Here is a 19,638-nt window from a genome sequence, read left to right as displayed (position 1 = left end):
TTTAATGGACAGTTTTCCACTTTATTTGGTCCGAACACCTCAAGTCCCCCGCCGAACGCTTACTCGACCGTCACGCTCTTGGCGAGGTTCCTCGGCTTGTCCACGTCCGTGCCCTTCACCAGCGCCGCGTGATACGACAGCAATTGCAGCGGGATGACGTGCAGCACCGGCGACAACATGCCGTAGTGCTCGGGCATGTGCAGGATGTGCACGCCTTCGGATTCGGGGATTTCGCTGCCGGCGTCGGCGAAGACGTAGAGCTCGCCGCCGCGCGCGCGGACTTCCTGCAGGTTGGACTTGAGTTTTTCGAGCAGTTCGTCGGCCGGAGCGACGGCGATGACCGGCATGTCCTTGTCGACCAGCGCCAGCGGACCGTGCTTGAGTTCGCCGGCGGCGTAGGCTTCGGCGTGGATGTAGGAGATTTCCTTGAGCTTGAGCGCACCTTCCATGGCGATGGGCCAGTGGCGGCCGCGGCCGAGGAAGAGCGCGTGCTGCTTCATGGCGAAGTTTCTCGCCCACAGCGCGATCTGTGGTTCGAGTTCGAGCACTTTCTGCACGGCCACCGGCAGGTGGCGCAGGCCGGCCAGATGCAGGTTCTCGACTTCTTCCGCAAGCCGCCCGGCCATGCGCGCCAGCGTGAGCGTGAGCAGCGCCAGCGCGGCGAGCTGGGTGGTGAAGGCCTTGGTGGAGGCCACGCCGATTTCGGGGCCTGCGCGGGTGATGAAGCGCAGGGCAGCTTCGCGCACGATGGCGGATTCGGGCACATTGCAGATGGCCAGCGTGCGCGTCATGCCGAGCAGCGTGGCGTGCTTGAGCGCAGCCAACGTGTCGGCAGTCTCACCGGATTGCGAGATGGCGATGACCAGCGTGGCCGGGTCCGGCACCGAACTGCGGTAGCGGTATTCGCTGGCGATCTCGACGGTGCAGGGAATGCCGGCGATGGATTCGAGCCAGTAGCGTGCGACGAGCCCCGAGTGGTAGCTGGTGCCACAGGCCAGGATCAGCACCTGATGCACGCCGCCGAGTATGGCCGGGCCGTCGGCGCCGAACAGTTGCGGGCTGGGCAGGCCGCCGCCGCCGATGATCTCCAGCGTGTTGGCCAGCGCCTGCGGCTGCTCGAAGATTTCCTTCTGCATGTAGTGGCGGTAGATGCCCAGCTCCACCGCGTCAGCGGACAGGCTGGAAACATGCGTGGCCCGTTGGACCGGCTGGCCGGCGCTGTCGATGATGCGCACGGCATCACGCGTGAGTTCGGCCAGATCGCCGTCTTCGAGGTAGATGATGTTGCGCGTCACCTGCAGCAGGGCCGCGGTGTCCGAGGCGGCATACATGCCGTCTTCGCCCTGCCCCAGCAGCAGCGGCGAGCCGCGCCGGGCCACCACGGCGCAGTCCGGTTCGGATTCGCACAGCACGCCGATGGCGTAGGCACCGACCAGCTCGGCCGTAGCCAGACGCACGGCTTCGAGCAGGCTGCCGGCGCTCTTGAGCTTGCTGTGCACGAGGTGGGCGATGGCTTCGGTGTCGGTCTCCGACTCGAACACGTAGCCGGCGGCGCTGAGGCGTTCGCGGATGGATTCGAAGTTCTCGATGATGCCGTTGTGCACCACCGCCAGCCCGCCGGAAACGTGCGGGTGGGCGTTGCGTTCGGACGGCGCGCCGTGCGTGGCCCAGCGCGTGTGGGCAATGCCCACCGGCGCGGCTACGCTTTGCGCGGCCTCGGCCAGTTCGGCCACACGGCCGGTGGAGCGCACGCGGCGCAGGCCACCATTGAGCACGGCCAGCCCGGCGGAGTCGTAGCCCCGGTATTCGAGCTTGCGCAGCCCCTCGATGAGGACGGGAACGACGTCGCGGCGGGCGACGGCGGTAACGATGCCACACATGGGGGCGATCTCCGGATCAGGTGGTTTTCTTGACGGGGCGTTTCCAGCGCACGCTGGTCTGCTTGACGCGCGACACGGTGAGCTGGTCGGGCGGCGCATCACGCGTGAGCGTGGTGCCGGCACCGACGGTGGCGCCGCGGCCCACGCGCACCGGTGCCACGAGTTGCACATCGGAGCCGACGAAGGCCTCGTCCTCGATGACGGTGCGGTGCTTGTTGGCACCGTCGTAGTTGCAGGTGATCACGCCGGCGCCGATGTTCACGCCGGCGCCCACGTCGGCATCGCCCACGTAGGCCAGGTGGTTGGCCTTGCTGCCGGCGGCGATGTGGCTGTTCTTGACCTCGACGAAGTTGCCCAGATGCACGTCATCTGCCAGCACCGTGCCGGGACGGGTACGGGCGTAGGGGCCGATGACGCAGGCTTCGCCGGTGGTGGTGGATTCGATGTGCGAGAACGGCGCGATACGCGTACCGGCCCCGATCACGGCGTCACGCAGCACGCAGTTCGCGCCGACCTTGACGCCATCACCCAACACCACGCGGCCTTCAAACACGCAATTGACGTCGATCTCGACATCCGCCCCGCAGCTCAGACGGCCACGCACATCAATGCGCGCCGGGTCGATCAGCGTCACACCGGCGTCGAGCAGGGTGTTGGCGACATTGGCCTGCAGCGTGCGCTCCAGCGCGGCGAGCTGACGACGGTCGTTCACGCCCAGCGTCTCCCACTCGACGGTGGGCGAAGCGGTGACGACTTCCACGCTGTCGGCCACCGCCAACCCGACGATGTCGGTGAGGTAATACTCACCCTGCGCGTTGTCGTTGCCGATGCGGTCCAGCCAGTCGCACAGCCGCACGGTCGGGGCAGCGAGGATGCCGGTGTTGACCTCGTGGATGTTGTGCTCAAGCTCGGTCGCGTCCTTGTGCTCGACGATGCGCTGCACGCGGCCCAGCGCATCGCGCACGATGCGGCCATAGCCGGTCGGGTCCTGCATGGTCTGGGTCAGCAGCGCAAGGCGGTCGTCGTTGGCGGCGTCGATCAGGCGGGCCAGCGTAGCGCGCGTGATGAGCGGCACGTCGCCATACAGCACCAGCGCCACGCCATCCGGTGACAGCTCGGGCAGCGCCTGCTGTACCGCGTGGCCGGTGCCCAGTTGCGGACTCTGCAGCACCCAGCGCAGACCGGGCCCATCCAGCGCAGCGCGCACGTCGTCCGCGCCGTGCCCCACCACCACGCAGATGCGCGCAGCATCCAGCGCGCGAGCGGTGTCGAGCACGTGCGACAACAGCGGACGACCAGCCAGCGGCTGCAGCACCTTGGGACGGCTCGAGCGCATGCGCGTGCCTTTGCCCGCAGCGAGAATCACGACATCCATGAACACTCCGAAATGCCCGGAAACGGCGGGAATTCTAGCATGCGGGGCGGATGCGGCCGGCACGGCGCAAGGGTAACGAATTCGCTCGGGAGGCCGATCTTGCGCTGCATCAAAAATGACGGCGTCCGCGCACGTACAATCGTGACGAGCCTCCCAAGGACGCCAGCCCATGCACACCCCCGCTCCGCGCCTCATCGAGAACCGCACTTTCGACGAAATCAGTATCGGCGACCACGCCGAGTTGTCGCGCACGCTGCGCCCGCAGGACATCCAGCTCTTCGCAGTGATGTCGGGCGATGTGAACCCCACCCATGTCGACGCCGAGTACGCGCGCTCGGGTCAGTTCCGCGAAATCATCGGCCACAGCATGTGGGGCAGCTCGCTGATCTCGGCCGTGCTCGGCACCGAATTCCCCGGCCCCGGCACGGTGTATATCGCGCAGAACCTGCGCTTCGTGCATCCGGTGGTGATTGGCGACACGCTGACCGTGCATGTGGTGTGCCGCGAGAAGTTTCCGCGCACCCATCACATCGTGTTCGACTGCCGGGCAGTCAATCAGGACGGCAGCGTGGTCATCGAGGGCGACGTGGAAGTCGCCGCGCCGACCGAGAAGATCCGCCGCACGCGCGTCGACCTGCCTGAAGTCAGCTTCTCGTCCGACCGCGACACGCGCTACCGCCACCTGCTGGCCATCACCGAAGGCCTGGCGCCGGTCACGCTGGCCGTTGCCCACCCGTGCGACGCCGAATCACTCGGCGGCGCGATGCTGGCCCTGCAGTCCGGCATTGCCGTACCGACCCTGGTGGGGCCGGAGTGGCGCATCCGTGCCGTCGCCGAGGAGAACGGCATCGATCTGGACGGCGTCGAGATCGTCGACGTCGAGCACAGCCACGCGGCCGCAGAGAAGGCCGTCGAACTGTGCCGCGAGGGCCGCTGCGAGGCCATGATGAAGGGCTCTCTGCACACCGACGAACTGCTCGGCGCGGTCGTCGACAAGGCCACGGGCCTGCGCACCGGGCGGCGCATCAGCCACGTTTTTGTGGCCGACGTACCGACCTATCCGCATCCGCTGATGATCACCGACGCTGCGATCAACATCGAACCCACGCTGGAGGAAAAGGCCGACATCGTGCAGAACGCCATCGATCTCGCCCACGCCATGGGGCTGGCGCAGCCCAAGGTGGCCATCCTGTCGGCGGTCGAGACGGTCACGCCCAAGCTCAAGTCCACCATTGATGCTGCCTGCCTGTGCAAGATGGCTGAGCGCGGCCAGATCACCGGCGGCCTGCTCGACGGGCCGCTGGCCTTCGACAACGCCGTGTCGCTGGTGGCGGCCAAGACCAAGGGCATCATCTCGGCGGTCGCCGGCCGGGCTGACATTCTGGTGGTGCCCGACATCGAATCCGGCAACATGGTCGCCAAGCAGCTCGAATACCTCGCCAACGCGCTGCTGTCCGGCATCGTGCTCGGCGCGCGCGTACCCATCGTGCTCACCAGCCGCGCCGACGACGCCCAGGCCCGCACCGCCTCGTGCGCCATCGCGCAGTTGCTGGCGCATCGCAAGCGCAGTGCAATCAAGCCGTGAAGGCACTGCTCGTCCTCAATGCCGGCTCCAGCAGTCTGAAGTTCGGCGTCTTCCCGGCCGAAGCTGCGGGCGCGCCGCTGCTGTCCGGCCAGATCGACGCCATCGGCAGCACACCGCGGCTGCATGCGCGGCGCGGTGACACGCGCTTCGACGAAGCCCTGCCTGCCGTTGCCGGCAGCGCCTGTGCGCACGAAGACGCCCTTGCGTGGCTGATCGACTGGCTCAGCGATCACCTGGCGGCACTCGAACTGATCGCCGCCGGCCACCGCGTGGTACATGGCGGCAGCCATTTCTCGGCGCCGGTGCGTATTGATGACGCAGTGCTGCGTGAGCTCGAAGCACTGATTCCGCTCGCCCCGCTGCACCAGCCGCACAACCTGCGCGGCATGCATGCGCTGGCCGCGCAACTGCCCGACCTGCCGCAGGTGGCGTGCTTCGACACCGCCTTCCACCACACGCAGGACGCCCGCGCCGCGGCCTTTGCGCTGCCACGCGCACTGAGCGACGAAGGCCTGCGCCGCTACGGTTTTCATGGCCTGTCGTATGACTACGTTGCCACGCAACTGCCGGCCGTACTCGGCGAGCGCGCCGAGGGTCGCGTAATCGTCGCGCATCTGGGTGCCGGTGCCTCGCTGTGCGGCATGATCGGGCGGCGCAGCGTGGCCACCACCATGGGCTTCACCGCACTCGACGGGCTGATGATGGCCACCCGCCCGGGCAGTCTCGACCCCGGCGTGCTGCTGTACCTGATGGATCACAAGGGCATGGACGCAGCGGCGCTCAACACGCTGCTCTATCGCCAGTCCGGGCTGCTCGGCGTATCAGGCGTATCGGCCGACATGCGCGCGCTGCTGACCAGCGACGCGCCGGCCGCAGCCGAGGCCGTGGAGCTGTTCTGCTACCGCGCCGCACGCGAGATCGGCTCGATGATGAGCGCGCTGGGCGGGCTCGACGCCATCGTGTTCACGGCTGGCATCGGCGAACACTCGGCGCCGGTAAGGGCACGCATCGGTGAGCTGCTGGGCTGGACGGGCGTCGCGCTGGATGCAGCGCGCAACGAGGCGCACACCGGCCGCATCGAGGCGGACGATTCAGCCGTGGCCGTGGCCGTGGTAGCGACCGACGAGGAAGGCATGATTGCGCGTTACACGCGGGACTTGCTCGCGTAAGCGATCCACCGGACGTGTTGTGCCCTGCGAAAGTCCGCGACATCCAACGCATGCGGGGCGCACCCGTTACAATCACGCCTTGCACTGCACAACGAGCACGCCGTGACCACTCCCGCCTCCCGCCCCCTTCGACTTGCCATCAACGGCTACGGCCGTATCGGCCGCTGCTTTCTGCGCGCGCTGGTCGAGGCCGGGCTGAAGGACGAGCTGCAGGTGGTGGCCATCAACGAGCCGGCGGACTTCCGCGGCATCGTCTATCTGACCCGCTTCGATTCCACGCACGGCCGCTTTCCGGGCAAGGTGGATGCCGGCGACGGCACGCTGGTCATCGACGGCTGCGACATCGCGGTCACGCATGCCTCCGCGCCCGAGGAGGTGGACTGGCGCAACATCGACCTGCTGGTGGAGTGCTCCGGCCAGTACGGCAGCCGCACCCAGCTCACGCGCTTTCTCGATGCCGGCTGCACCCGCGTGCTGGTCTCGCACCCGGCCAACAGCGCCGAAGACGTGGATGCCACCATCGTCTACGGCTGCAACGAGGACGTGCTCTCCGGCAGCGAACGCATCGTGTCCAACGCCTCGTGCACCACCAACGCGGTGGTGCCGGTGCTCGATATCGTGCAGCGCGCACTGGGCGTCGAGCAGGTGCTGCTGACCACGCTGCATGCGGCCATGAACGACCAGCCTCTGATCGACGGCTACCACCACAGCGACCTGCGCCGCACGCGCTCGGCCATGCAGTCGATCATTCCGGTATCAACCGGGCTGGCGCGCGGCGTCGAGCGTCTGCTGCCGGCGCTGTCGGGCCGCGTGCAGGCCAAGGCCATCCGCGTGCCCACGCACAACGTCTCGGCCATCGATCTGGTCATCGAAACCGAGCGCAGCGTCAGCGTGGAAGAGATCAACGCGCTGCTGCGCGCTGCCGCAGAAGGCGTGCAGGCCGGACGCATGGCGTACTCCGAAGACCCGCACGCCTCGATCGACTTCAACCACGACGGCCATTCGGCCATCGTCGACGGCAGCCAGACGCGCGTCATGGGCGGGCGCATGGTCAATCTGCTGGTGTGGTTCGACAACGAATGGGGCTTTGCCAACCGCATGGTCGACGTCGCCCGCCACTGGCTGGCGCGCTGACGGGAACACACAGCGCCGGGCGCCGTCGAAGCGAGCTCTCTTCACAGCACGGAAACCCGCATGAGCGACAAGACCTGGACCCCGCCGAAAGTCTGGAAATGGGAAGCCCCCAGCGGCGGCGCCTTCGCCAACATCAATCGCCCGGTGGCCGGTGCCACGCACGAACAGGCGCTGCCGGTGGGCAAGCATCCGCTGCAGCTGTATTCGCTGGCCACGCCCAACGGCGTCAAGGTCACGGTGATGCTGGAGGAACTGCTCGCGCGCGGACACGCCGGCGCCGAGTACGACGCACATCTGATCCGCATCACCAAGGGTGACCAGTTCGGCAGCGGCTTCGTCGAACTCAACCCCAACTCCAAGATCCCGGTGCTGCTCGACCGCAGCATGGACCCGCCGCTGCGCGTGTTCGAATCGGGCGCGATCCTGCTGTATCTGGCGGACAAGTTCGGGGAATTCATACCGAAAGACGTCGCCGCCCGCACAGAATGCCTGTCCTGGCTGTTCTGGCAGATGGGTAGCGCGCCCATTCTCGGCGGCGGTTTCGGCCACTTCTTCGCCTATGCGCCGGAAAAGTACGAGTACCCGATCAACCGCTACACCATGGAAGTGAAGCGCCAGCTCGACGTGCTCGACCGCCGTCTGGCCGAGAGCGAATACGTCGCCGGCGCCGACTACACCATCGCAGACATGGCGATCTGGCCGTGGTACGGCGCCGTGGTGCGCGACGAAGTCTATGACGGGGCAGCCGAATTCCTGGACGCGGCCAGCTACCGCAACGTGCAACGCTGGAGCGATGCCATTGCACAGCGCCCGGCCGTGCAACGCGGCCGGATGGTCAATCGCTCCTGGGGCGCGCCGGAGCAGCAGCTGCCAGAGCGCCACGACGCCAGCGACTTTGAACTGCGCACCGGCGACAAGCTGCCGCCGCGCGACTGAAGCCCCGCCCGGAGACGGCTGCGCGCCTCCGGCGCACCGCAGCGCCCGCGCTCGGGCTAAGATCGCGCATCCCCACCCCGCGAGGAGCGCGCCATGAGCGACCCCACCCCGTCCGCCCCCCATCGCTGGCGCTTCTTCCGCGTCGGCGGTTTCGATCAGGTCCGTATCGACAGCGCCGACGACCTGCGCAATCTCGCCGCGCTGGACCAGAAGCTGTGGTCCGCGCTGGCCTGCCCGACCTCCGATCTGGAATTCGACACGCGCACGCTGTCGCTGATCGATCTGGACGACGACGGCCAGATCCGCCAGCCCGAAATCCTCGCTGCCGTGGCCTGGGTCTGCCGCGTACTGAAGACACCCGACATCGTCTTCGAGCGCGGCGACAGCGTGCCGCTGGCCGCACTCGACGAGACCGACGAGGAAGGCGCAAAGCTGCTCGCCGCCGCACGCGACGTGCTGGCCATTCTCGGCAAGCCCGAAGCCGATGCCATTTCACTCGAAGACGTCGCCGACAAGACGCGGCTCTTCTCGGCAGGGCATTTCAACGGGGACGGCGTGGTGCCGGCTGCGTTGGCGGGCGACGAACATCTGGCCGCAGCGATCCGGCTCATCCTCGACACCGTCGGCGGCGGCACCGATCACAGCGGCGAGGCGGGCATCGATGCCACCAGCCTCGCGGCCTTCTTCGAGCAGGCGCAGCAGGTTTCCGACTGGCGCAAGGCCGCCGAAGACAACGCCGCCGAGGTCTTGCCGCTGGGCGAGGCCACGCAGGCTGCCGCAGAGTTGTTCGACGCCGTACGCGCCAAGATCGACGACTACTTCACGCGCTGCCGTCTGGCGGCCTTCGACGAGCGCGCCACGACGGCCCTGAACCCGGCCGACGCCTTCTACAACGAGCTTGGTGCACACGCCCTGAGCGCCGGCAATGTCGAAATCGCGACCCTGCCGCTGGCGCTCTCGGCCGCCGACAAACCGCTGTCGCTGACCGGCGGTCTGAACCCGGCCTGGTCCGCACGCATCGCCGAGCTGCGCGACAGCGTCATCACGCCCGTATTGGGCGCACGCGAGGCGCTGTCGGAAAGCGACTGGGCAGACCTCTCGGCACGTTTCGCGGCCTACCGCGGCTGGCTGGCCGGCAAGCCGGATTCGCCGCTGGCCGTGGTCGATGTTGCGCAACTGCGCGCGTTGCTGGCTGACGACACGCAAGCGCGTCTGGCGCAGCTGATCGCGGACGATCTGGCCGCCGACGCGGCCGCCGGCCCCATCGACGCACTCGAACGCCTCACGCGCTACCGCCGCGATCTGGTCACGCTGCTGCGCAACTTCGTGAACCTCGCCGATTTCTACGACGGGCAGAAGAAAGCCATTTTCCAGGCCGGCACGCTGTATCTGGATCAACGCAGTTGCGAGCTGGTGCTGTCGGTACGCGACATGGCCAAACACGCCAAACTCGCGCCGCTGTCCAATGCCTATCTGGTGTATTGCACTTGCACACGCAAGGGCGAGGCGCCGATCAGCATTGCGGCGGCCATGACCGGCGGCGATGCCGACGAGATGATGGTGCCAGGCCGCAACGGCGTGTTCTACGACCGCGAAGGGCGCGACTGGAGTGCCAGCGTGGTGAAGGTGGTGGAAGCGCCGATCAGCGTACGCCAGGCCTTCTGGTCACCGTACAAGCGCGTCGCACGCATGATCAGCCAGCAGCTTGAGAAATTCGCCGCCTCACGCGACAAGGCCGTGGATTCGAAAGCCCAGGCCGGCATCGCCGACTCCGCCGCCAAGGCCGAAGCCGGCACAGCACCGGCCGCGACACAGGCTTTCGACATTGCCAAGTTCGCCGGCATCTTTGCCGCCATCGGTCTGGCCGTCGGCGCCATCGGCACCGCGCTGGCAGCGGTGGTCAGCGGCCTGCTGTCGCTGCCGCTGTGGCAGCTGCCGGTGGTCATTGCCGCCGTGATGCTGCTGATCTCCGGTCCGTCGATGATGCTCGCCGCGCTCAAGCTGCGTAAGCGCAATCTCGGCCCGCTGCTCGACGCCAACGGCTGGGCCGTGAATGCGCGGGCGCGCATCAACATCCCGTTCGGCGGTTCGCTCACCGGCATCCCGCAACTGCCGGCCGGCGCCACACGCTCGCTCGACGATCCCTTTGCCGACAAGCCGCGCACATGGCCCTGGTGGCTGACGCTGATCCTGCTCGGCATCGCCGTCGTCACGCTGTGGCAAAAGGGACTACTCAGCCTCTGACCTTGTGGCGGGGCGCGCCGGACACTGACGCCCCGCCGGCACAGGCTCGCAGCACGGACGGAAACAATTTGCGGGCACACAGTCTCATCAACGCTCGCCAGACCCTGTACGGTAAGCGCACCCGACTCACGCTGCGGAAGCCCCTTTGACCTCGAGCAATACCGCACTCCCCCTTGTACTGGCCGGCCCGATCCTGCGTCGGCTCGAAGCGCGGCGCGTCGTACTGTGGCTGGTATGCAGCCAGCTGGCACGCGTGCGCATCACCCTGGATCACGGCAACGGCCCGCAGGAGTATCTGCTCGAGCCGGGCTCGCCGGCCTGCCGCCACCTCCAGGCCGGCGAGCGCCTGCACTATCTGATGCTCAAGCTGACGCTGGACGAAGACTTGCCGGCCCATGAATGGATTTCGTGGAGCCCCGCGCTGCAGCCACTCGGAGTCGAGGATGCCGCCTGGAGCGACTGGCGCGAGTGGGCGCCCGACCTGTGCTATCCGGGGCGCGAAACGCCCGGCTTCGTGTTCGCACCGCAGGTCGGTGCCCTGCTGCACGGCTCCTGCCGCAAGCCGCATTTCGACGGCGACGATGGCCTGGCCGAAGCTGACCGGCTGCTCGCACGCCACCTGGCGGCCGGCGCACCATTCGATCGCCGCGACGCCGATTTGCCGGCGTGGCCCTCGGCACTGGTGCTGAGCGGCGACCAGATCTACGCCGACGACGTCGCCGGCCCGATGCTGCGTGCCATCCACGCGCTGCTCGCGCGTCTCGATCTGCCGGTGGAAACGCTGGAAGGCACCGAGGAATGCGGCGTCGCCGACTCGGAACAGCTGTACGCCCACCCGGCCGGCTACTACCGGCGCGAAACGCTGCTGCCACGCCGCGAGAAGGGCAATCTGAAACTGGTCGAGGTCCTGTTCGGCGGGGTCGAAAAGCCGGTGTTCACCACCGACAGCGCACACAACCACCTGATCACGCTGGGCGAAGTGCTGGCCATGTATCTGCTGGCGTGGTCGCCCGCCTGCTGGGACGGGCTGGACCTCACACCGCCGGACACGCTGGATGCCGAGTCACTCGCGCTGTTTGAACACGAGCGCCGCCACATCGATAACTTCGTCGCCTCACTGCCTGCGGTGCGCCGACTGCTCGCACACCTGCCGGTGGCGATGATCTTTGACGACCACGACATCACCGACGACTGGAACCTGTCGCGCGAGTGGGAGGAGGTCGCCTACGGACACCCCTTCTCGCGGCGCGTGGTCGGCAACGCCGTGATCGGCTACCTGATCAACCAGGCCTGGGGCAACCGTCCCGAGGCCTTTGACGAGGAGTTGTTCGGCGTCGTCAGCACCACCCTCGCACAGCCCGGCAGTGCCGAGCATGAGGACTGCATCCGACGCCTGCTGGCCTTCCGCGAATGGCATTACGTGTGGCCGACCACCCCGCCATTGGTGGTGATCGACACGCGCACCCATCGCTGGCGTTCGGAGTCCCACGCACGCAAACCGTCCGGCCTGATGGACTGGGAGGCGCTGACCGATCTGCAGCACACCCTGCGCGACCTGCCGGCCGTGCTGCTGGTGTCACCCGCGCCGATGTTCGGCGTGAAACTGATCGAGGCCCTGCAGCGCATCGTCACCTGGTTCGGCCACCCGCTCACGGTCGATGCAGAGAACTGGATGGCACACCGCGGCGCGGCCCACACCATGCTCAACATCTTCCGCCACCCCAAGACACCGCAACACTTCGTGGTGCTGTCGGGCGACGTGCATTACTCCTTCGTCTACGACGTGGAGTTGCGCGGGCGCGAACGGGGCCCGGACATCTGGCAGATCTGCAGCAGCGGCCTGCGCAACACCTTTCCCGAGAAACTGCTCGACACGCTGGACCGCAGCAATCGCTGGCTGTATTCGCCGCGCTCGCCGCTGAACTGGTTCACGCGGCGCCGCCGCATGCGCGTGATTCCGCGCAAGCCGGAAGGCACCCCGTCCGGCCGGCGGCTGCTCAACGGTGCCGGCGTGGGGCTGGTGGAACTGGACGAAGAAGGCGTGCCGTGGCGCATCCGCCAGCTGCTGACCGATGGTCGGGCGGTGGAATTCACGCGGCGCGAGAAGGAATCACACTGGAGCACGCCCTGACGCGTAGATGCGCCTTGCTCTGCCTATACTCCATGCATCGGGCGCTTCGCCCGACCGCTGGAGACGGCACATGGCGCTGGCGCAAGGCATCCGCAAACACGGCTTTCGCAAGTGGCATGAGCGCCAGCTGCTGATCGGACATGGCTGGCTGGCCGTCACATTGCTCGCCGCCGTGATGGCCTTTGCCTCGCTCGAATCCATGATCAACGCGGAGTCGCTGACTCACCGTCTGGCCAACCTCGCGGCCTTCGCCATTCTCGGCGGCATCACCATCATCAGCCTGCAGCGCTTCCTCACGCATCTGATCCGCGCCCAGCGCGCCGGCACTCAGGCCCGCTGCACGCGCTGCGACACCTTCGGCCGCCTCGAAGCACTCACGGAAGACCCGCAGGGCAAATGGGTACGTGTGCGCTGCCGGCAATGCGGGCACGAGTGGCCGATGGATGAGCCCTGAGGCGGCTCACCAAGTTGCCCAGCATTGATTGCAGCGGGGGACTTCAGCCCAGCGGCAGGATCACCGCTTCGCGGTCCAGCGTCAGCTCGTCGCAGTTGTGCCCCGGACCGGCGCGATCGACGATCAGGAAGTCACTCACGCCTTCAAGCGCCAGCAGCGGGTGATGCCACACGCCCGGAGCGTAGTTCACCCCCTGCGCGGCGGTGGCCAGAAAGGTCTGCAGTTCGGCCGCTTTTGGTGCGTCGGACGGCGGCGCAACCACCACCAGATACGGCCGGCCCGACATCGGCACAAAGGCCTGCGAGCCCAGCGGGTGGCGCTCCATCATGGTGATGCGGAACGGCAGCTCACGCGGCTCGCCGCGAAAGATGCTGATGATGGCGCGGCCCTCGGGCCCGGTGTCGACCTTGGCAAGATCGTGATAACGCTCGGTGTTGCCGGCGTTGATCGGGTAATGCATCACGTCATCACTGACCTCGATGACGTCGCCGAACGGCGCAAAAGCCTCGCGCGTAAGCGGGCGAACGGTGAGGGTCAGCGGCTGTTCGGCTGCGGTCATCGGGCAATTCCGGAAAACGGGGTAGATTCGGAGGCGCTAGCTTGCCATGGATGGCGTTCGATCCAGTGGCGAGCTATGTCGATGCGGCGGCTGATCCAAACGCGGTCGTGGCCCTCGATGTGGTCGAGGAATCGCTGCAGCGCACGGAAGCGGCCGGGGCGGCCGATCAAGCGGCAGTGCAGCCCCACGCTCATCATTGCCGGCCGTTCATCGCCCTCGGCGTACAGCACGTCGAAGGCATCGCGCAGGTATTCGAAGAACTCATCACCATGCGAGAAACCCTGCGGCATCGCAAAGCGCATGTCGTTGGCGTCGAGCGTGTAGGGCACGATCAGATGCGGCACAACGCTGCCGTCGCTTTTGGTCACCGTGGTCCACAACGGCAAGTCGTCGCCGTAGTAATCGGAGTCGTACAGAAAGCCGCCATGCTCGGCGACCAGACGCCGCGTGTTGGGAGAATCACGGCCGGTGTACCAGCCAAGCGGCGCGGTGCCGGTCGTGCGCTGGATGGCTTCGATAGCCAGCCGCATGTGTTCACGCTCAACATCCTCCGGCACATTCTGGTAGAGGATCCAACGCCAGCCGTGGCTCGCAATCTCATGCCCGAGTTCAGCAAATGCGGCGGCCACTTCGGGATGGCGCTGCAAGGCCATGCCGACGCCGAACACCGTCAGCGGCAGACCGCGTTTTTCGAACTCGCGCAGGACGCGCCACACACCGGCACGCGAGCCGTATTCGTAGATCGACTCCATGGTCAGATGCCGCTCGGGAAACGCCGGCGGATTGAACAGCTCGGACAGGAACTGCTCGCTGCCGGCATCGCCGTGCAACACGCAGTTCTCGCCCCCTTCCTCGTAGTTGAGCACGAACTGCACCGCCACCCGCGCGCCGCCCGGCCAGTCGGCATGCGGCGGATTGCGGCCGTAGCCGACGAGGTCACGGGGGTAGGTCTTGGTGTTGTTCATGTTGATCGTTCCGGAGTTACAGACGTCCGCCCCTGCAACACCGGGGCGGACAGGACGCGATGTTCAGTTGTCGAGAAAACGCTTGCTCACGGACCAGTGGTTCATCAGCAGATAGTAGATCAGGCCGGCGGGGATCAGGCTCGCATACCACGACACCGCAGAGAAGCTCAGGGCCACGACGGCGCCGATCAGCGAGGCGATGATACCGGCGTAGTTCACGCCCCGGTACGGCCCGTTCTCGTCGTACAGCTTCGACAGTGAGAGCGTGCGGCGACGGATGATGTAGTAGTCCACCACCAGCACCGCGAAGATCGGCCCGAGGAAGGCGGAATAGGTCTGCACGAAGATCTGCAGCCCGGCCGCGGATTCGTCCTTGACCAGTTCCCACGGGAAGGTGCCGAACGCCAGCAGACCAACAATGACCGCCGCCCAGCGGAACGGCAGCTTGAAGACATCCATCAGGATGTAGGTCGGCGGCACGACGTTGTTCAGCACGTTGGTGGTGACCTGGGCGAAGGCGATGAACAACAGCGTGATCACGAGCAGCGGCGTGTTGTCGACCGCGCTGGCAAACACCTTGATCGGATCGGCAACACCTGTCGCACCCGACACCATCAGCCCGATCAGGCCCATGAACAGCGTGCAGGGCAGGATGGACATGGCATAGATCGTGGTCAGCACCCGCGGGCGGACGCCGTGGTGCAGTTCGCGCGAGTAGTCGCTGACGTTGAGCATCATGGTGCTGTAGATGCCGAGGAACAACATGGTCGCGCCCCAGAACGGCAGGCCCCAGGTGCCTTCGATGTTGACGAGGTTGGTGGTGATCTCGTCGCCGTACTTGTTGATCACGCTGAAGAACATGTAGGTCAGCGCCAGCAGGATGAAGCCGCTCCCGATGTTCTCGAGCCACTTGATGCCCTGGAAGCCGAGCACCGACAGCGCAATCTGCACGAACTGGAACACGACGAAATAGAAGATCAGGTTGTCGAAACCGAACAGCGTTGCAGACACCGCATTCAGTGCGCCGGCGCCGATCCAGCTCTGGAAGCCGTACCAGACGATCGCCGGCACCGCACGCACCAGGCCGGGAAAGCGCGTCCCGGCGAAACCGAACGCGCTGCGCGCCTGGACCATGAAGGGGATGCCGTATTTGTGGCCGGCCGCACCGTTGATCGCCAGCGCGATGCCGATGACAAAGCAGCCGATCGCAATCGCCACGGTTGCCTGGAGGAGATTGAGCGTACCGACGATGCTCGAACCCATCGCGAAAGTGCCGATGGAAACGCAGCCGCCAAACCACGCCAGCAGGTACGACCACTTGCCCATGATGCGGACCTGCTGCGGTTCAAGCGACTCCTCGCCGATTGCCTTGCCGTGGCTGACCTCGCCGGTCGCCCCCTGATCCACTGCCTGATTGACGCTGCTCATGACGTGATTCCTCCGCTGATCGGGCCGAATCGCCCGGTGGTTACGTGCTTCCCGTTATGCCTTCTCCATACGTTGCTGTACGGCCCCTGTCCCGAGTCAAAGGCCCCATCCGTTCAAGTCACTTCGCCATCCAGAGCGCTGCCTCCGCCTCATTCGTGGCCCACGGCAGCGCATCACATCCGATCGGCATCCTTCCTACGTAGCGCTGCCCCAATGCCCGAACTTGCCGGTAAACGTCTTTGCCCGGGGAAAGGCCAGGTCGCCGTGCTTGCTGGTGTTCAGGCGCAAGCTGACGAGGGATTCCGCGAGCTTGACCGCCGCGGTCACGCCTTCAACCACCGGCAGGCCGACCGCGTCGGAGATCCGCTCTGTCAGGTCGGCCATGCCACCGCAACCGAGAACGATCGCGCCGATGCCGTCCTCGGCTTTGGCACGCTGGCACTCCTCGACGATCCGCTGGAACGCGGCATCGCCGTCTTCCTCGAGATCGAGCACGGGAATTTCAGCCGCGCGCACCTTGCGGCAGTGATGCGCGAAACCGTAGGACTGCAGCAGATGCTCGGCGATGATGACGGTGCGCCCCAGCGTGGTGACCACGGAGAAGCGCGTACTGATCAGCGTGGCGAGATGAAAAGCCGCCTCGGCGATGCCGATCACCGGCGCGGCGGTCAGTTCGCGCGCCGCCAGCAGCCCGGGATCGCCAAAGCAGGCGATGATGTACGCGTCGACACCCTCCTGCTCGCCACGCCGAATCTCTTCAAGCACACCCACCGCCGCGATGGCCTCGTCAAAATGCCCCTCGATCGACACCGGCCCGGATTCCGGCTGGCTTGCGCTGATCCGCGTTCCGGGGGCGGCAACGCGTGCGGCTGACGCCGCCATCGTTTCGGTCATGGACGCCGTGGTGTTGGGGTTGATTACACGGATATGCATATTCCTCACCAGATCTTTGATAACCGATTAATTAATTTCTATACACAACTGTAGACAACCTTAATACACAATCAACCAAAAAATCATCAATAACATTCCCTACAATGATAGAAACCAGTAAAAAACGTTGATTCACACTGAAATTACTGGACATTTTTCGTATACGATTTACACATACATCGCACACAACACTCCGAGGAGAAACATTCATGGCCAGCACAATCCCCGGCGCACCCGTCTTCGCCCCGCCTGCCGACCTGCCCGACTGGGCCGCCCGATCGACCGACCTGGCCAACCTGCGCCTCGGCGCCCGGGTGCTGTGGACCTCGGACGAATACTTCGGCGCAGCCGAACGCATGCTCGCCCCGACCCCGGCGCAATTCGTGCCCGGAAAGTTCGACGAACACGGCAAGTGGATGGACGGCTGGGAGACGCGCCGCAAGCGCGTCGCCGGGCACGATCAGGCCCTGCTGCGGCTGGGCGTCGCAGGCGAAATCCGCGGCTTTGACGTCGATACCAGCCACTTCCGGGGCAACCACCCGCAAGCGGTTTCGATCGATGCCTGCGTCTGCGACAGCGACGATGTGGCGGCGCTGCAGGCCGCAGAGTGGACCGAGATCCTTCCCGCCGCGCCCCTCGAACAGAACCGCCACCACCTGATCGAATGCACGAGCGGCGGCACATGGACCCACCTGCGCGTCCACATCTACCCGGACGGCGGCGTTGCGCGTCTGCGTGTGTATGGCCGCCCGCGCACGAAGCTCGACCTTTCAGCCGCCTCCAGCACCCCCGTCGACCTGATCGCCCTGCAGAACGGCGGCCGCCCGGTAGCCTGGAACGACGCCAGCTTCGGCTCCTCGGTTTCCGCCCTGCTGCTGCCCGGGCGCGGCGAGAACATGGGCGACGGCTGGGAAACCCGTCGCCGCCGCGAGCCCGGCAACGACTGGTGCGTGATCGAACTGGGCGCTCCGGGCACGATCGAGCGGATCGAGGTGGATACCGCCTTCTTCACGGGCAACTTCCCGGACCGTTGCTCCATTCAGGCGGCCTTCGCCCACGGCGGCACCGACCAGTCGATCACCACCCAGTCGATCTTCTGGCAAACCCTGCTGCCCGAGCAGAAGCTGACCGCGAACGCCATCCACACATTCAGCAGCGAGATTGCGTCGCTCGGCGCGATCTCCCACATCCGCTTCAACATCTATCCGGACGGGGGCGTTTCCCGCTTGCGCCTGTGGGGTCGTCCGGCAGCGCGCTGAACAAGACATGCGGGCGGCGCTACGCGGCGCCCGCATGTGTACAACGGGTGCGACGTAACAGCGATTTGCGGGCCTGCATGGCGAGTTGACCGAGACGCAGCAGACAACAGTGTCGACAATCTCTTGCCCATCCCGTTTACAGCGATTCGTCCGACCGCGACAATACAGACAGTCCACTTCGCTTCACGATCACCATGCCCGCTACCCGCACGGCCAAAAAAGCAGCCAGCCCGAAGTCCGCCTCCACGCGGCCGGTGATCGACAACCAGCGCATCTACGACCTCACCTTCGATGCCATTGCGCATCGCAAGCTGCCACCCGGCACCAAGCTGTCGGAAGAGCGTCTGTGCCGCGTTTTCGGGGTCAGCCGCACGCGCTTGCGCGAAGTCTTCTGCCGCCTCGCGCAAGACCGCATCATCACGCTCAAGCCCAACCACGGCGCCTACGTTGCCAGCCCCAGTGCGCGCGAAACCAGTGAAGTTTTTGCCGCGCGGCGCGCCATCGAAACCGCCATCGTCGAGCAGCTCGCACGTGGCACGACGAGCGACGCCCTCAAGCGCCTCGACGACCACCTCAAGCTCGAAACGCGCGCCCGCGCCGAAAATGACCAGGACGCCCTGACCCGTCTCACCGGCGACTTCCACCTGCTGCTCGCCGAGCTCACCGGCAACAGCCTGTTCTACGACATTACGCGCCGTCTGGTCGCTCTGAGCAGCCTCATCATCTGGCTGTACGACTCGCCCGACGCCAAGGCCTGCAAGGATCACGAACACCACGACATCGTCGAATGCATCCGCAACGGTGACGTCAGTGGCGCCCGCGAACAGCTCGTGCATCACCTGCAGCATGTCGAGCAATCACTGAAACTCAATGGTGATGAAGGCGAGCATTTCGACATCGAATCGGTGTTCGAAGCCATGCTGCAGGGCTGAGGCAAGCCCCTTCGCGCGCATGCACGGTGCAGCTGCACGACGCGCAGCCCGCACTGCAACCGACATCTTGAGCGCCAAACGACAACGGCCGCGGAGTTTCCCCCGCGGCCGTTCTTCCATGCAGCCGCCCCGACGGCAGCTGACTTCAGGAAATCAGTACTGCTTGTAGGCCAGGTACTTGCCCGACATCACGATCTGCACGCGATCACCGTTGGGATCAGGCAGACGCGACAGATCCATCTTGAAGTCGATGGCGGACATGATGCCGTCGCCGAATTCTTCGTGGATCAGCTCCTTGAAGGTCGTGCCGTACACGCTGACCAGCTCGTAGAAGCGGTAGATCAGCGGGTCGGTCGGCACGGCGGTGGGCAGCGAGCCCTTGTAGGGCACGACGCACAGCAGCGCGACGGCGGCGTCCGGCAGGTCGAGGATCTCGGCCGCCTTCTTGGCCTGCTCTTCGCTCATCTGCATCTGGCCGAGCAGGGCGGCGGTGGTCCATTCCTTGGACTGGCCGATGGCCTCGGCGATTTCGGCCCAGGTCAGCTTCTTCTGGATGCGTTGGGCGACGACCATTTCGGTGACGTCGTTGCGGGTCATGTACTTGGTGCTGGTGGGGATGTCGCTCAGGTTCATGATGGTTCTCCTTGCGGGGTC

At 66.0% G+C, this 19,638-nt stretch carries 16 protein-coding genes; 9 read left to right on the top strand and 7 right to left on the bottom strand.

Translation table 11 applies throughout. The features are described 5' to 3' along the window. Positions 1–59: 59 nt before the first annotated feature. Both glmS and glmU read right to left on the bottom strand, forming a co-directional pair. Positions 60–1,880, bottom strand: a complete 1,821-nt coding sequence (glmS, locus tag AC6H0R_RS07505; RefSeq protein ID WP_497580735.1) for a glutamine--fructose-6-phosphate transaminase (isomerizing) — start codon at positions 1,878–1,880, stop codon at positions 60–62. Between the two features lie 16 nt (positions 1,881–1,896). Continuing rightward, on the bottom strand, positions 1,897–3,255 hold the full coding sequence (glmU, locus tag AC6H0R_RS07500) for a bifunctional UDP-N-acetylglucosamine diphosphorylase/glucosamine-1-phosphate N-acetyltransferase GlmU (RefSeq protein WP_497580734.1): 1,359 nt from the start codon (positions 3,253–3,255) through the stop codon (positions 1,897–1,899). 169 nt (positions 3,256–3,424) lie between these two features. Between glmU and AC6H0R_RS07495 the strand changes: the two genes are divergently transcribed. The 7 genes from AC6H0R_RS07495 (at position 3,425) to AC6H0R_RS07465 (ending at position 12,908) form a co-directional block, all read left to right on the top strand. Continuing rightward, positions 3,425–4,840 carry a bifunctional enoyl-CoA hydratase/phosphate acetyltransferase gene (locus tag AC6H0R_RS07495; protein WP_497580733.1) on the top strand — a complete coding sequence of 472 codons (1,416 nt, stop codon included), beginning with the start codon at positions 3,425–3,427 and terminating at the stop codon, positions 4,838–4,840. Then, positions 4,837–6,009 carry an acetate/propionate family kinase gene (locus AC6H0R_RS07490; RefSeq protein WP_497580732.1) on the top strand — a complete coding sequence of 391 codons (1,173 nt, stop codon included), beginning with the start codon at positions 4,837–4,839 and terminating at the stop codon, positions 6,007–6,009. Before AC6H0R_RS07495 ends, AC6H0R_RS07490 begins: the two co-directional genes overlap by 4 nt. A gap of 102 nt (positions 6,010–6,111) precedes the next feature. Then, positions 6,112–7,143, top strand: a complete 1,032-nt coding sequence (locus tag AC6H0R_RS07485) for a type I glyceraldehyde-3-phosphate dehydrogenase (RefSeq protein ID WP_497580731.1) — start codon at positions 6,112–6,114, stop codon at positions 7,141–7,143. Positions 7,144–7,203: 60 nt separating this feature from the next. Next, positions 7,204–8,079, top strand: coding sequence for a glutathione-dependent disulfide-bond oxidoreductase (gene yghU, locus AC6H0R_RS07480; RefSeq protein ID WP_497580730.1), 876 nt, complete (start codon positions 7,204–7,206; stop codon positions 8,077–8,079). A 93-nt stretch (positions 8,080–8,172) separates the two neighbouring features. Further along, complete coding sequence (locus tag AC6H0R_RS07475) at positions 8,173–10,323, top strand: hypothetical protein (RefSeq protein ID WP_497580729.1); 2,151 nt, start codon at positions 8,173–8,175, stop codon at positions 10,321–10,323. A gap of 145 nt (positions 10,324–10,468) precedes the next feature. Next, the gene (locus AC6H0R_RS07470; RefSeq protein ID WP_497580728.1) at positions 10,469–12,454 is read left to right on the top strand and encodes an alkaline phosphatase D family protein; all 1,986 of its coding nucleotides are present in this window, start codon (positions 10,469–10,471) and stop codon (positions 12,452–12,454) included. 70 nt (positions 12,455–12,524) lie between these two features. Further along, positions 12,525–12,908, top strand: a complete 384-nt coding sequence (locus AC6H0R_RS07465) for a hypothetical protein (protein ID WP_497580727.1) — start codon at positions 12,525–12,527, stop codon at positions 12,906–12,908. A 43-nt stretch (positions 12,909–12,951) separates the two neighbouring features. Here the strand turns inward: AC6H0R_RS07465 and AC6H0R_RS07460 are convergent, their stop codons facing one another. The 4 genes from AC6H0R_RS07460 to AC6H0R_RS07445 all read right to left on the bottom strand — a co-directional run bounded on the left by AC6H0R_RS07460 (position 12,952) and on the right by AC6H0R_RS07445 (position 16,793). Continuing rightward, a complete protein-coding gene (locus AC6H0R_RS07460; RefSeq protein ID WP_497580726.1) occupies positions 12,952–13,467 on the bottom strand; it encodes an ureidoglycolate lyase in 516 nt (171 codons plus the stop codon). Beyond that, positions 13,464–14,432, bottom strand: coding sequence for an allantoinase PuuE (gene puuE, locus AC6H0R_RS07455; protein WP_497580725.1), 969 nt, complete (start codon positions 14,430–14,432; stop codon positions 13,464–13,466). Before puuE ends, AC6H0R_RS07460 begins: the two co-directional genes overlap by 4 nt. Before the next feature lie 63 nt (positions 14,433–14,495). Next, complete coding sequence (locus tag AC6H0R_RS07450; RefSeq protein WP_497580724.1) at positions 14,496–15,860, bottom strand: NCS1 family transporter; 1,365 nt, start codon at positions 15,858–15,860, stop codon at positions 14,496–14,498. Between the two features lie 195 nt (positions 15,861–16,055). Next, positions 16,056–16,793, bottom strand: coding sequence for an aspartate/glutamate racemase family protein (locus tag AC6H0R_RS07445; RefSeq protein ID WP_497580723.1), 738 nt, complete (start codon positions 16,791–16,793; stop codon positions 16,056–16,058). 209 nt (positions 16,794–17,002) lie between these two features. Between AC6H0R_RS07445 and alc the strand changes: the two genes are divergently transcribed. Both alc and AC6H0R_RS07435 read left to right on the top strand, forming a co-directional pair. Further along, positions 17,003–18,052 (top strand): allantoicase, encoded by a 1,050-nt coding sequence (alc, locus tag AC6H0R_RS07440; protein WP_497580722.1) that lies wholly within the window; start codon positions 17,003–17,005, stop codon positions 18,050–18,052. Between the two features lie 194 nt (positions 18,053–18,246). Further along, entirely contained in the window at positions 18,247–18,984 is a 738-nt protein-coding gene (locus tag AC6H0R_RS07435) for a GntR family transcriptional regulator (protein ID WP_497580721.1), read from the top strand. Between the two features lie 153 nt (positions 18,985–19,137). Here AC6H0R_RS07435 and cynS read toward each other — a convergent pair whose 3' ends face one another. Next, a complete protein-coding gene (cynS, locus tag AC6H0R_RS07430) occupies positions 19,138–19,617 on the bottom strand; it encodes a cyanase (RefSeq protein WP_497580720.1) in 480 nt (159 codons plus the stop codon). Between the last annotated feature and the right edge of the window lie 21 nt (positions 19,618–19,638).

It is taken from the genome of Pseudazoarcus sp. NS36 (assembly GCF_059703705.1).
The sequence above is the reverse complement of the archived record's forward strand: the minus strand, read 5'-3'. Positions and strand labels throughout refer to the sequence as shown.